Below are 12,846 nucleotides of genomic sequence, written 5' to 3'. Positions count from 1 at the left end.
ACCCCGAAATGGCGCGAGAAAGAAGATGAGCGAGCGTTTCCCCAAGACACCTGGTTGGCTGGACTGGCACCAGGCCCCCTCCAAACCGCAGTTCCAATTGCCGTCCGGTGCGGTGGATGCCCACTGTCATGTTTTCGGTCCGGGCGGACAGTTCCCCTATGCGCCAGAGCGCAAGTACACCCCCTGTGATGCCGGCAAGGAGCAACTGTTCGCGCTTCGCGATCACCTGGGTTTTGAGCGCAATGTGATCGTGCAGGCCACGTGTCACGGTGCGGACAACCGTGCATTGGTCGATGCCTGCGTGAATTCTGGCGGTAGGGCGCGCGGCGTTGCAACTGTCAAACGCGATGTGAGCGACCAGGAACTGCACGAGTTGCATGCCGCCGGCATACGCGGAGTGCGATTCAATTTTGTCAAGCGACTGGTCGACTTCACGCCCAAGGATGAACTGATGGAGATCGCGCATCGCATCGCCAAACTGGGCTGGCACATTGTTGTCTATTTCGAGGCTGTAGATTTACCCGAGCTGTGGGACTTCTTCAGTGGTTTGCCAACGGACCTGGTCGTTGATCATATGGGGCGCCCCGACGTTTCCAAACCCGTAGACGGTAAAGAGTTCGAGTTGTTCGTGAGGTTCATGCATGAGCATCCCAATGTATGGTCGAAGGTAACCTGTCCGGAGCGGCTGTCTGTGTCCGGGAAGCCAGCGCTGGATGGTGAACAGGCCGCCTATGACGACGTGGTGCCATTCGCCCGGCGGCTGGCTGAAACGTTCCCTGATAGGGTGCTCTGGGGCACCGACTGGCCGCATCCTAATCTGAAGAGCCATATGCCCGACGATGGTTTGCTCGTGGAGTTCATCCCCCGAATCGCTACTACGCCGGAACTCCAGCGCAAGCTGCTTGTGGACAACCCTTTGCGACTGTACTGGGGGGAATGATGAACACACCAACCGGGCGCGACTATCGCCAGATTCCCGGCACCTATGTATTCGATGGGGAGCATTGCCGCAAAGGATACGCGTTGAACATGTTCTGCAAATCGCTAGACCTGGAGAGCAATCGCATAGCCTTTCGGGCCGATTCCACCATGTATCTCGACAAATTCGAACTGAGCGTCGAGCAACGCCGCGCGGTACTCGATCGCGACTGGATCGCGATGCTGCGCCTGGGCGGCAACATCTACTACACCTTCAAGCTCGCGATTTTCGACGGTTTGACAATGCAGCATGTGGGCGCCGCCATGTCGGCCGAAAGGATGTCCGTGGACGAGTTCCGCGCAATGATGATCTCCGGTGGCCGTCCGATCAAGGGCAACCGCAACGTGGAGGAGTGGTCCCATGGCTAAATTCGTTGGAGGTGTCGGCACCTCACATGTGCCGTCGATCGGCGCAGCCATCGATCACGGAAAAACTCAGGAACCTTACTGGAAGCCTTTATTTGATGGGGTGAAGGCGGCACGCGACTGGATCGACGAGGTCAAGCCCGACGTGGTCATCGTTATCTATAACGATCACGCGTCGCGATTCGGGCTCGATATGACACCCACGTTTGCAATAGGCCTGGCGGACCAGTTTGCGCCGCACGACGAAGGGTACGGGCCTCGACCTGTACCAGCGTGCCTGGGCGACCCTGCGTTGGCGTGGCACCTGACCGAATCGCTGATATTGAACGCCGAATTCGATTTGACGATGGTCGGTGAGATGTCGGTAGATCACGGTCTCACTGTGCCGCTGTCGCTGCTATTTGGTCAGCCAGATCAATGGCCCTGCCGTGTGATCCCCTTGTGTGTCAACGTAATCCAGTACCCTCAACCATCCGCCTTGCGCTGCTTCAAGCTCGGACAGGCGCTCAGACGCGCGATCGATTCGTATGGTCCCGACATCAAGGTCGCGGTACTTGGGACCGGTGGCATGTCGCATCAACTGCAAGGGGAGCGTGCCGGACTGATCAACGCCCCCTACGACAACCAATGGCTCGACAACATGGTCAGCGATCCGCTATCGCTGACGAAGATCGGCCATACCGAACTGTTGCGCGAGGCGGGGTCTGAGGGTCTTGAGATCATCATGTGGCTCATCATGCGCGGCGCGATGAATGAAACAGTTCGTCAGGTTCATCGTTTCTATCACGTACCTGCGTCGAATACGGCCTATGGTCTGCTGGTGCTGGAGGACGCGTGACAAGGCCGATCAAGGTCGCTGTGGCCGGTGCCGGCGCGTTCGGCATTCAACATCTGGACGCGATCTCAAGCTTGGGCGGGGCGGATGTGGTGTCGCTCGTGGGTAGGGACCTGCAAAAGACCGGTGACATTGCCCGCCGCTACGGCATCGCGCAGGTCAGCGTCGAGCTGGACGACATACTGACTCGGCCTGAGATAGAGGCAGTAATTCTATGTACGCCGACGCCGTTGCACGCACAGCAGGCAATCGCTTGCCTGAAGGCTGGGAAGCATGTGCAAGTCGAGATCCCTCTGGCAGACTCCCTCGTTGACGCTGAAGCGGTTGCCCTGTGGCAGCGACGCACAGGCCTGATTGCAATGTGCGGGCATACGCGACGTTTCAATGCTGGGCACCAGTGGCTGCGCGAACGCATACTGACTGGGGAATTCTCGTTGCGTCAGCTCGATGTGCAGACGCATTTTTTGCGCCGCTTCAACACGAATGCCCTGGGCCAGCCGAGAAGTTGGACTGATCATCTGTTGTGGCACCACGCGGCTCATACAGTGGACCTGTTTCAGTATCAGACCGGTGAAGAGGTGATTGCCGCCAATGTGCTGCAGGGGCCAATCCATCCAACGCTGGGCATTGCACTAGATATGTCAATCCAGCTCAAGAATCGCGGTGGCGCATTGTGCACTTTATCGCTGAGCTTCAACAACGACGGGCCGTTGGGATCGACATTTCGATATATTGGCGACGGCTTGACCTACATCGCCCGCTATGACGAGTTGACCAACGGCACGGGTGAAAGCCTTGCCCTCGATCTGCCCGAGCCGGCATTGAGCGGGGTAGCGCGGCAAGATCGGGAATTCTTCGTCGCGATTCGCGAGGGCCGCGAGCCGAACGCCAGCGTGGCAAGTGTGCTTCCCTGTTATCAGGTATTGGATCAGCTCGCCCGACAACTGGACTGAATTCTCGGCGCGTTGATCGCACTTGATGCGGCAAGTTAGCTCATTTGACGGCGCTGGCATAGGAGTTATGCAAATTAAAGGAGTTGCCGGCCGATGTCATTCGAATACTCTAAAGCATAGCTAATCTACATAATGTTTAGTATGACGTAATTATATGGCGTGTCCGACTGTCTAGTTCGAACACGCTGCGCAACTTCTTTGCCGTGCCGGTTGTGTGGTTTGCACGTAGGTGACTCCGACTCCACGATCGCGAGTCCCGAAAAATATAAAAATATTCTTCTAAAGGATTGGAGACATGAAAAAAGTTATGACCGCGGCCGTACTTACGTCTGCGCTCCTGGTGTCCGTTCATGTACGTGCACAGGGGAGCGTGACGCTTTATGGAATTATCGACACAGGTGTGGATTGGGAGAACAACGTGGCCCGGGCGCCCGGTCAAAAAAGCGCGTCCGGTTCAGCTATACGGATGACCTCGTTATCCGCTTCGCTTCCGTCACGATGGGGATTGCGCGGCAAGGAAGAGCTCGGTGCAGGACTGAGCGCCATTTTCGAGCTGGAAAGTGGTTTTGCACCAAACTCCGGTGCTCTTCAGAACGGTAACCGGCTTTTTGGCCGGTCTGCGTGGGTTGGACTTGAAACACCTTACGGCACGATTCGCGCGGGACGTCAGATCAACATGACGTACATCGCGTTGATGAAATCGACCGTTCTCGGGCCAGCCTTATACTCGCTGGCGGCGCTCGACCCCTACCTGCCCAACAGCCGTTCCGATAACACACTAAGTTACTTCAACGATTTCCATCATTTCGTGGTGGGAGCCACTTACAGCACCGGCCGGGATGCCGCGAGCAGCCCGGGCAGCGCAACGGTGAATGGCGGAGCGGCTTTTAATCCCGGTGCAACGAACTGCCCGGGTAATGTTGCCGGAAGCTCGACCTCATGCCGGCAGATTACAGCGCTGGCCGGGTATTGGGGGCGGGAGTTCGGTCTGCAGTTTGTGTACGATCAGTTGCGCGGTGGACCCGGTTTGTTGCCCGGCAGCGTTTCCTACGATCCGTCGATGCCGCTATTGCTCTCGAATGCTGGCCAGAATACGACGCGATACATGGTTAGCGGCTATTTTCAACTTGGCGACCTTGCATTGCGGGGCGGCGTGATCCATCGCATGACGATCACGGCAACGGACTATCAGACCAACATTTTTTATGGCGGCGCGTCGTACATGATCAGGCCGGATATCGAACTTGACGGTGAGATATCGAGAATTGCCACAACGGATCAGAAGAACGCCAACTACTACGTGATGCGCGCGACGTACCTGCTTTCGAAGCGAACCTCCATCTACACGATGCTCGGGTTCATGCAGAACAATAGCCGCGCGTCCTATTCCGTTGGCGCGGGCTATTCCACGGTGGCGAGCGCAAAACAGACCGGTGTGCTTTTCGGAATTCAGCAACGCTTTTAAAAAGCACCTCCGTCCCCCGCACGGGGGGCTTGGCTACGCAAGCGGTGCCGCGCATTATGCGTCTATTGCTTTCTCGACCTCGGCATGGAATTGGACGAGTTGCTGTCGCACGACGTCGCGTACCAACGATGTACCTTGTCCGATCAGCGGGTCATTCAGCGCACGTGCCGGCGTGGCGACGGATAGACTGCATCGTAGTACCGGTTTGCGGATGCGATGCAGTCGCAACTTTGGATCCCCGATGCACGGGTGCACCCCACTCAACGGGATCACAGCGTTTCCATATCCCTTGCGAACCAGATCGAGGATTGCCGTAAGGTTCTCGATCTCGTGCACAACTTGCGGTTTCAGGCCGAGCGCGGCCATTGCCGTCGCCAATGCCGCGTGCACGGCGTTCGTCGTGCCCGCCGTCACGAGCGGCAGTGTAGCCACGTCTGCGAGTGTCAGCGAACGCGGCAATGCCTTTCCCGCGCCTTGACTCACAGGTCCGGAGACAAGATACAACTCCTCGTCGGCAAGCAGACGCAGTTCGGCGACATCGCTGGGCGGTTGGTTGTAGACCACTGAACAGTCGAGCTTGCCGATACCGACCAGATCAACCAGATTCGCCGACAAGCCGTCAACAGTGCGCAGTGTTACTTCAGGCAATTGTTCGCGGAAGGTGTCGATCAGTGGCACGACGACCGTGCGCGCAAGGCTAGGTGGCAGTCCGAGTACCAGGGTGCCGTGCACCGGCCCAACGCTGCCTCTGACCGCGCGCTCGGCAAGTGCAATCTGACGCAGGATCATGGGGACGTGATCAAGCAGTCGCTGACCTGCCTCGGTCAGGACAAGTCCGCGGCCATTACGCCGGAATAGCTCAGTGCCGAGCTCTGCCTCGAGCTGCGCGACCTGGCGGCTCAGGGCCGCTTGGGTCAAGCCAAGCACGCTGGCTGCCCGTGTCAGGTTGCCAATCTCGGCGATGCGCGAAAAGTGTTGGAGCTGTTTGATTTCCATGTGCCGAGTCCTACTGAATGTGCATATCAGATATGCAGAAAAGGCGATTTTTTTAAGTCAGATATCAATATATCTTAACACTCATTGAGGCCGGGCGAGTTGGCAATGGATTTACAGCGATGGGTCATTTTATGGCGGCGCGGCTGCACTGTTATCAGGATGGGCCTGTTCTGCTCATTTCTGACCTGTCTCGCCGGCACGCTGCTTAACGCGTTACTTGACCGACATTTTGACGTTCTCGGACCGATGGGTTTGATACGGCGGCTGATCGTCGGCTACGCCGGGTCAGCTGCGGTTGTGGTGCTGGCATTCCCGTTTCTGTCTGGAGGTCCGCGTCGGCGGAGGTCTGACGACGCCACGTAGGTGCTGCCGGTTTCAGCCGACTGCGCTGACTTTTTACTTCGATTGCCCTTTGAACAGAACATAGGAGACTTCATGGACACCTCCACACATCCGATTACCATCAAGCCGCGTCCGCGTGGAGCCGATCGTTACCAGTACCTGACGCAGACCAATGCAGGTACGCCGGCTGGCGAACTGCTTCGACGGTACTGGCAGCCAGTGGCATTGATCGATTCATTGCCTGCCGGCGCTGCGCCACAGCCGATCCGCATCATGGGAGAGGATCTGGTGTTATTCCGCGACGACGATGGTCATGTCGGTCTGATCGACCGGAAGTGTGCTCACCGCTGCACCGATCTCGCGCTGGGTCGTATTGAATCTGGTGGTATTCGTTGCCCCTATCATGGCTGGCTATTCGACGTGAATGGCCGCTGTCTGGATCAGCCTGCCGAAGCTTCATTGACCGCCAAAGACCGGATCCGGATGAAATCCTATCCGCTTCATGAGGCGGGCGGTGCGTTTTGGGCGTATATGGGTCCTGGCGAGCCACCGCTTTTTCCGAACTATCCCGCGCTGGCCGGCGGTAGCGAATATCGCTACACGACGCGCTGGTTCGGCGACTGCAACTGGATGCAAGCGAGCGAAGGCAATATTGACCCGGTTCACACTTCTTATCTGCATCAGCTGGAACTTTCTAGTGCTGACATGCAAGCCCGCTGGGGTGTGTTTTCGAATCAGGCCAGACCTGAGCTGGCTGTCGAAGACACCCGCTTTGGGGTGAGGCTGTATACGCTGCGCAAGATCGAAGGTGCCGATCGGTCGTCGATTCGCATTACCAACTTCGTAATGCCTAATGCCTGTGCAGTCGGTGGCTTCGAGGGATACCTGGGCGATGGCGGTGTCACCATGCTGTGGGACGTTCCTATCGACGACGAACATCACTGGCGCTGGGAGTTCATCTTTCATCGCAGCGGCAAACTGGATAAGGCCGCGCTTGAAGAGCAATACGAATCAGAGAAGGCTGAGGGCGATCGTATGCGACGCGCCAAGGACGACCTGTATTCGCAGGATCGCGAATCAATGAAGCGGCAGGCTTACCTGGGCTTGGGTGAATGTTTTTCGGTCCACGACATTGCGATCACCCAGTCGCAAGGCACGATTCACGAACAAAGCGGTGAGCACCTTTCGTCATCGGACATTGCCATCGTGCGCGCGCGCCGCATGCTTGATGAGGCGGCACAGGTCGTTGCCGAAGGGGGCGATCCTCGCGGCGTGATTCGCCACAAGGAAGACAACGATTTCCGGGACATGGTCGTGATAACCGGCGAGATCGGCGCAGGTGAGTCGAAGGAAGCGTATTGCGCTAGTTACACCGAGACCGCGGAGCTGTTCAGGCTGCAGCAAACCACAACGTAACGCAGCGCCGGCGCGTCTCGCTTCGCCGTTTCGGCTGGCGCGACGCGAGCAATCTTTGCCGCAATGACTTCGTCTTTGTGTTACCCGAATCTTCCTGAAGTATCTTGCCATGAATACCATCCCCGTTCGCGTCGTTGCCGCCGAAACCATTGCAGAAGGAATCCGCCTGTTGAAGCTGGCGCCCCAGGACGGATCCATGTTGCCAGCGTGGGAGCCTGGCTCGCACATTGATTTGCATCTCGAACAGGGGATCACCCGACAGTACTCCCTGTGCGGATCGTGCGCCGACACATCGACCTACGAGGTTGCTGTCAAGCGGGAGGCAGAATCGCGCGGTGGGTCGGAGATTGTCCATGAGGTATTGCGCGTTGGCAGTGAACTGACCATCTCGACGCCGCGCAATCACTTCACGACGAGTGCCGAAGCGGGCCACAGCCTGCTCGTGGCCGGCGGGATCGGCATTACACCGATTATCAGCATGGCGCGGCAGTTCCACGATCGGGAACATACGTTCGAGTTGCTTTATTTCACTCGATCCGAAACCCACACCGCATTCCGCGACGAACTGGTCAATGGACCGCTCAACGGCTCGTGCCGGCTGCTGTTCGGCCAGGAGCGCGACGCCGTCGAGGAGACGCTGGACAACGCGCTTCGCAACCGTCGAGACGGTGGGCATCTGTACCTGTGCGGGCCTAAACCGTTCATGGACACGGTTCGCATGGTCGCCGCGCGCCACGGTTGGCCCGACGACGCGGTTCACCTCGAATATTTCGCGGCGGGGGCGTCGTCGGACACCGAGGCTCAAACGTCATTCGACCTGAAACTTGCCCGGTCGGGCAAGACGTTCACGATCCCCACGGACAAGACGATTGTCGATGTGCTCCGTGAGCACGGAACGGAGATTGAGACGTCCTGCGAGCAGGGAGTTTGCGGAACCTGCGTCGTCAAGGTACTGGAAGGACGCCCTGACCATCGCGACTTCTTTCTCACCGCACACGAGCACGCGCAGGGTGATTGCATGGCGGTGTGTGTATCACGTTCGCGTTCAAAGTTGCTGATAGTCGATCTGTAAATCGGGGCCGCCGTTAGGGGTGGAACCTCATAAAAGAATATCTGGAGACAAGGATGTCAAAGCGATTTGGCAGGACCGGCTGTGTGCGCGTGTTAGCTGCAAGTGCCCTCGTAATACTCCCCACGAAATATGCAGTGGCGGTCGACGGTATCGCGCTCAGCGGATCTGGCGTCATGTCCGCCGGTATGGGCGGAACCTCGATCGCGTTTCCCCAGGACAGTACGGCGGCTGCCGACAATCCCGCTGGCATGGGGTTGATCGGGTCACGAACCGACTTCGGCGTACAGCTTCTCGAACCGTTGACTGACTTCGACTACGGCAGCTCATCCAACAGGCTGCATACCGGCAAGGTGTATCCGGTTCCCAGTGGTGGCGCGAATTGGCAGATCACGCCGCGGCTCACGTTGGGCGTGTCGCTGTTCGGGGTTGGCGTGGGCACGAGTTATGGTCGGTCGGCGCTCCCGATTGCAGGTGCGGGGGTGGCTCAATCGAGCTTGCAGACCGCGATCGCTGCACCGACCGTAACGTACAGGATTACAGAACACAATATCATCGGTGTCAGTCTCGCGCTGGCATACGAACGGTTTTCGGCAAACGGTGCAATCGTTCCCACGGACGATGGAACACTCCAACCGCTACCTTCACACGGCGTATCGAACGCTTTTGGCTACGGCGCACGGATTGGTTATATCTGGCAGCCGATACCGGCTTTTACATTTGGCGCGAGTTACGCAAGCCGCATCCGGATGAGCAAGCTGGCCGGCTACGAAAACGACCTGTTGGCGGGCGGCGGCGGCCGAATCGATATCGGCGCCCAATACGGGGCCGGCATTGCATACAAGATCATACCGGGCGTCACGCTTGCGGCGGACTGGTTGCATATGGAGTTCTCCAACACGGTCATTGGCTCCGCGCAGGGATTCGGCTGGCAAGACCAGGACTTCTTCCGCATCGGTGCGGCGTGGGACGTCAATTCACGGTGGACCCTGCGCACGGGTTTCTCGCGTGGCAATCATCCGATTGGACCGTCGGTGGTTGCGCAGAATCTGCTTTCGGCGATGCCGGTCTCAACGGCGGTTTCGGCGGGCGCGACCTATCGGTTCAACAAGAACGATGAAGTTAGCGGAGTGTTCGAATATGGATTTCCTGTCACGGTGACCGGGGACGGCGCCAGTACCGGATTCAGCGAAAAAACTAAAACCGAGGTCGTCGGCGTCAGTTACGGCCACCGCTTCTAGGTCGCATACCCGGGATTCGATGCCGGCGCGACCGGATATCGGGTTCCGTAACGAACGAGCAGCCAACATCAGGAAATTCCATGTCAACTTTTCCGTTTGACTCGAAGTCAGAATTGAGTGGCAACGTGCAGTCCAGGTTCTACATCGATGGGCAGTGGTTGCAACCAGGCTCCAATGCATCCGTCTCGCTCGTCGCGCCTTCCACCGGTCAGGTATTCGCTTCGGTTCCGCTTGCGGATGAAGGAGATGTGGACAAGGCCGTCAATGCCGCGCGCAGGGCATTCGACACGGGGCCTTGGCCACGCATGTCCGGCGCCGAACGGGCTGCCTGCCTGCGAAGGATGTCGGCGGCGCTTGCTTCCCGCATGACGCTGCTGTCGCGTATTTGGACCGCGGAAGTCGGCGCACCGATCTGGTTCGCCGATATGTTCGTGCCCACCGCGACCGCGATGCTTGATTACTACGCCGAATTGGCGTCCACATTCGCTTTCGAGGAAACCCGACCGACGCGCAATGGGGAGGCCAGGATAATTCGACAGCCGGTCGGCGTCTCGGCGCTGATTGCGCCGTGGAACGCGCAGTTGCCCATTCTCTCTTACAAGCTGGGCGCGGCACTGGCTGCTGGATGTACGGTTGTGGTCAAGGCACCGCCTGAAACTCCGTTCGACGCGCTTGTCGTCGCGGAGTGCGCGCACGAGGCGGGCCTTCCCCCGGGCGTGCTCAATGTGATAACCGCTGACGCAGACGGCGGTGCCTATCTGGTGGCCAGGAGGGAAGTCGATAAGGTCAGCTTCACCGGCAGCACCGCGATCGGAAAGGTAATTGCGAAAGCCTGTGCAGACCGGCTGGCGAGGGTGACGCTCGAATTGGGCGGCAAATCCGCCGCCATCGTTCTGGACGATGCGGAACTCAAGCCGACGCTTGCCGCCCTGGCGCCGTTCACCATGCCGTTCTCAGGTCAGATCTGTTTCGCACAGACCCGGATTCTGGTGCCGCGCACTCGAGAGCGGGAGTTCATCGAAGCGTACAGCGCCGTCATAAGCGGTCTCAAAGTGGGAGACCCTTGGGATATGACCACGCAGATCGGCCCGCTTGCGAGCCAGCGTCAGCTCGATCGGGTCATCGGGTACGTCGAAGCGGGGCGCAATGAAGGGGCGCAGATTACGACCGGCGGTCGCAGAAATCCTCAACACGATGCAGGATTCTTCGTCGAGCCCACGGTGTTCGCCGGCGTGACGCCCGACATGACGATTGCCCGGGAAGAAATCTTCGGGCCTGTCGTTTCGATCATGGCATACGACGACATCGACCAGGCGTTGGCACTCGCGAACGACACGGACTTCGGTTTGAGCGGCACGGTATTCACTAGCGACGCTGAGCGCGGCTATGCCGTCGCGCGAGGGATCAGGACCGGCAACGTCTCGGTCAATGGACTGGAAATGGCGCCCAATGTGCCTTTCGGGGGCTTCAAGCAGTCGGGGATCGGCAGGGAGGGCGGTCCCGAAGGCTTGCACGCATTCCTCGAAGACCAGGCGATTTATCTTCCTGCGGGTTTGTCGTCCGATCGGCAGGAGTGACGCGATGGACTATGACTACATCGTGATTGGTGCGGGCAGTGCTGGCTGCGTGACGGCGAACCGACTGGTTCGTGAATGGAAGGCCAAAGTGCTGCTGCTGGAGGCAGGGCCGCCTGCCAACGGCGGATTCAACTGGTCGTTGCAACATCTCCTAAAGGAGGTGCCAAATGGGACGAGCACAGGGTTGGGGTTCGGAACAGACAGGAAGACCAATAATGCAATCGCCCGGCAGGCCAGGTGTCAATCAGCGAGATACAAAGCGAGCGTTCTGGACTTGTGTCGCGCAAGGCATGGAGAGCGAGGCTGCGGCGCGCGCGTGTGGCGTGTCCCAACCTTTGGGGCCAAGATGGTTTCGTGATGCAGGCGGAATGCCGCCGATCGAGCTGACGCCGGGCACTGCGCCTTATCTGTCTTTTTCTGAACGCGAGGAAATTGCGCTGCTACGGGCGCAGGATTGCGGGATCCGTGAGATCGCGCGAAGACTGCAGCGCTCACCTTCGACCATCTCGCGCGAGTTGCGCCGTAATGCTGCAACCCGTAGCGGCACATTGATATACAGGGCGACAGTTGCTCAGTGGAAAGCTGAGCGGGCCGCGGAACGTCCGAAAGCTTCCAGACTGACCAAGAACGATAGATTAAAGAATTATGTGCAGAGTCGATTGGCGGGAGCGGTCACCGATTCAGAAGGCAGGCCGATTGCCGGACCCAACGTACCATGGAAAGGACGACGGCAAGGCCGCCGCGCGGACCGTCGTTGGGGCACCTGCTGGAGTCCCGAACAAATCAGTCGACGATTGGAGGCCGACTATCCAGAAGACCAATCCATGAGAATCTCTCACGAAGCCATCTATCAGGCGCTTTACATTCAGGGCCGTGGCGCTCTGCGCAAGGAGCTTACTGCCTGTTTGCGTACGGGCCGTGCACTTCGTGTGCCTCGAGCCAGGACGCAACAGCGAGGAAAGCATTTCATTACTCCGGAGGTCATGATCAGTGAACGTCCGGCTGAGGCTGATGATCGTGCCGTTCCGGGTCACTGGGAAGGTGACCTGATCATCGGCCTTAATCGATCCGCAGTGGGTACGCTGGTCGAGCGGACTACCCGCTATACAATGTTGCTCCATCTCCCACCTATGGAGGGACATGGCACTGGCGTGCGGGCCAAGAATGGGCCACCCTTGGCGGGTCATGGAGCGGAGGCCGTCCGCAATGCCATAGCTGCGAAGATCGTATTATTGCCTGAGCACTTGTGGCGATCGCTCACATGGGATCAAGGCGCAGAGATGGCCCAGCACGTGCAACTTCGAATCGATACGGGTCTGGAGATCTATTTCTGCGATCCTCAAAGCCCATGGCAACGCGGGACCAACGAGAATACGAATGGTCTGTTGCGTCAATACTTTCCGAAAGGCACCGACATCAGCCGGTACACGCAGCGCGAACTTGATGCCGTCGCAGACGCACTAAATTGCAGACCGCGTAAAAGCCTTGGATGGAAATCACCAGCAGAAGCACTAAGAGATCTACTACTTGCGTCATAAGCATTAGGTGTTGCAACGACCCCTTGAACCTAAGAACAGTGCGCTTATCCGTATGCCGGCGGGAACGTTC

The 12,846-nt window shown here is 58.4% G+C and carries 11 protein-coding genes and 1 pseudogene; 11 read left to right on the top strand and 1 reads right to left on the bottom strand.

What is annotated here, in order from left to right:
• Nucleotides 1–25 precede the first annotated feature (25 nt).
• The 5 genes from BLW71_RS27315 to BLW71_RS27295 all read left to right on the top strand — a co-directional run bounded on the left by BLW71_RS27315 (nucleotide 26) and on the right by BLW71_RS27295 (nucleotide 4,597).
• Nucleotides 26–940 (top strand): amidohydrolase family protein, encoded by a 915-nt coding sequence (locus tag BLW71_RS27315; RefSeq protein WP_091804177.1) that lies wholly within the window; start codon nucleotides 26–28, stop codon nucleotides 938–940.
• Nucleotides 937–1,347 carry a protocatechuate 4,5-dioxygenase subunit alpha gene (ligA, locus tag BLW71_RS27310; RefSeq protein ID WP_286162128.1) on the top strand — a complete coding sequence of 137 codons (411 nt, stop codon included), beginning with the start codon at nucleotides 937–939 and terminating at the stop codon, nucleotides 1,345–1,347. The genes BLW71_RS27315 and ligA overlap by 4 nt, the downstream gene beginning before the upstream one ends.
• Nucleotides 1,340–2,182, top strand: a complete 843-nt coding sequence (locus tag BLW71_RS27305) for a class III extradiol dioxygenase subunit beta (protein ID WP_091804173.1) — start codon at nucleotides 1,340–1,342, stop codon at nucleotides 2,180–2,182. The genes ligA and BLW71_RS27305 overlap by 8 nt, the downstream gene beginning before the upstream one ends.
• Nucleotides 2,179–3,132 (top strand): Gfo/Idh/MocA family oxidoreductase, encoded by a 954-nt coding sequence (locus tag BLW71_RS27300; protein ID WP_091804170.1) that lies wholly within the window; start codon nucleotides 2,179–2,181, stop codon nucleotides 3,130–3,132. Before BLW71_RS27305 ends, BLW71_RS27300 begins: the two co-directional genes overlap by 4 nt.
• Before the next feature lie 295 nt (nucleotides 3,133–3,427).
• The gene (locus BLW71_RS27295; RefSeq protein WP_091804167.1) at nucleotides 3,428–4,597 is read left to right on the top strand and encodes a porin; all 1,170 of its coding nucleotides are present in this window, start codon (nucleotides 3,428–3,430) and stop codon (nucleotides 4,595–4,597) included.
• A gap of 54 nt (nucleotides 4,598–4,651) precedes the next feature.
• Here the strand turns inward: BLW71_RS27295 and BLW71_RS27290 are convergent, their stop codons facing one another.
• The gene (locus tag BLW71_RS27290) at nucleotides 4,652–5,593 is read right to left on the bottom strand and encodes a LysR family transcriptional regulator (RefSeq protein WP_091804164.1); all 942 of its coding nucleotides are present in this window, start codon (nucleotides 5,591–5,593) and stop codon (nucleotides 4,652–4,654) included.
• 435 nt (nucleotides 5,594–6,028) lie between these two features.
• Between BLW71_RS27290 and BLW71_RS27285 the strand changes: the two genes are divergently transcribed.
• The 6 genes and pseudogenes from BLW71_RS27285 (at nucleotide 6,029) to BLW71_RS27265 (ending at nucleotide 12,776) form a co-directional block, all read left to right on the top strand.
• Nucleotides 6,029–7,351, top strand: a complete 1,323-nt coding sequence (locus BLW71_RS27285; RefSeq protein ID WP_091804161.1) for a Rieske 2Fe-2S domain-containing protein — start codon at nucleotides 6,029–6,031, stop codon at nucleotides 7,349–7,351.
• A gap of 109 nt (nucleotides 7,352–7,460) precedes the next feature.
• Nucleotides 7,461–8,423, top strand: coding sequence for a PDR/VanB family oxidoreductase (locus tag BLW71_RS27280; RefSeq protein ID WP_091804158.1), 963 nt, complete (start codon nucleotides 7,461–7,463; stop codon nucleotides 8,421–8,423).
• 134 nt (nucleotides 8,424–8,557) lie between these two features.
• Nucleotides 8,558–9,661, top strand: a complete 1,104-nt coding sequence (locus BLW71_RS27275) for an OmpP1/FadL family transporter (protein ID WP_286162127.1) — start codon at nucleotides 8,558–8,560, stop codon at nucleotides 9,659–9,661.
• A gap of 113 nt (nucleotides 9,662–9,774) precedes the next feature.
• On the top strand, nucleotides 9,775–11,238 hold the full coding sequence (locus tag BLW71_RS27270) for an aldehyde dehydrogenase (protein ID WP_286162126.1): 1,464 nt from the start codon (nucleotides 9,775–9,777) through the stop codon (nucleotides 11,236–11,238).
• A gap of 4 nt (nucleotides 11,239–11,242) precedes the next feature.
• Nucleotides 11,243–11,356 (top strand): annotated as a pseudogene (locus tag BLW71_RS42965) (NAD(P)-binding protein); the annotation flags it as partial.
• Between the two features lie 49 nt (nucleotides 11,357–11,405).
• Nucleotides 11,406–12,776, top strand: a complete 1,371-nt coding sequence (locus tag BLW71_RS27265; protein WP_091793389.1) for an IS30 family transposase — start codon at nucleotides 11,406–11,408, stop codon at nucleotides 12,774–12,776.
• The last annotated feature ends 70 nt before the right edge of the window (nucleotides 12,777–12,846 follow it).

Source organism: Burkholderia sp. WP9 (assembly GCF_900104795.1).
Taxonomy (GTDB): Bacteria; Pseudomonadota; Gammaproteobacteria; order Burkholderiales; family Burkholderiaceae; genus Paraburkholderia.
Note: the sequence above shows the minus strand (reverse complement) of the source record. Positions and strands in the feature narration are given on the sequence as shown.

Bases quoted from the DNA above. Each gene is read 5' to 3' on its own strand.
- BLW71_RS27305 (WP_091804173.1), top strand. From the start codon at position 1,340: ATGGCTAAATTCGTTGGAGGTGTCGGCACCTCACATGTGCCGTCGATC.
- BLW71_RS27295 (WP_091804167.1), top strand. From the start codon at position 3,428: ATGAAAAAAGTTATGACCGCGGCCGTACTTACGTCTGCGCTCCTGGTG.
- BLW71_RS27315 (WP_091804177.1), top strand. From the start codon at position 26: ATGAGCGAGCGTTTCCCCAAGACACCTGGTTGGCTGGACTGGCACCAG.
- BLW71_RS27280 (WP_091804158.1), top strand. From the start codon at position 7,461: ATGAATACCATCCCCGTTCGCGTCGTTGCCGCCGAAACCATTGCAGAA.
- ligA (WP_286162128.1), top strand. From the start codon at position 937: ATGATGAACACACCAACCGGGCGCGACTATCGCCAGATTCCCGGCACC.
- BLW71_RS27265 (WP_091793389.1), top strand. From the start codon at position 11,406: ATGGGACGAGCACAGGGTTGGGGTTCGGAACAGACAGGAAGACCAATA.
- BLW71_RS27290 (WP_091804164.1), bottom strand. From the start codon at position 5,593: ATGGAAATCAAACAGCTCCAACACTTTTCGCGCATCGCCGAGATTGGC.
- BLW71_RS27285 (WP_091804161.1), top strand. From the start codon at position 6,029: ATGGACACCTCCACACATCCGATTACCATCAAGCCGCGTCCGCGTGGA.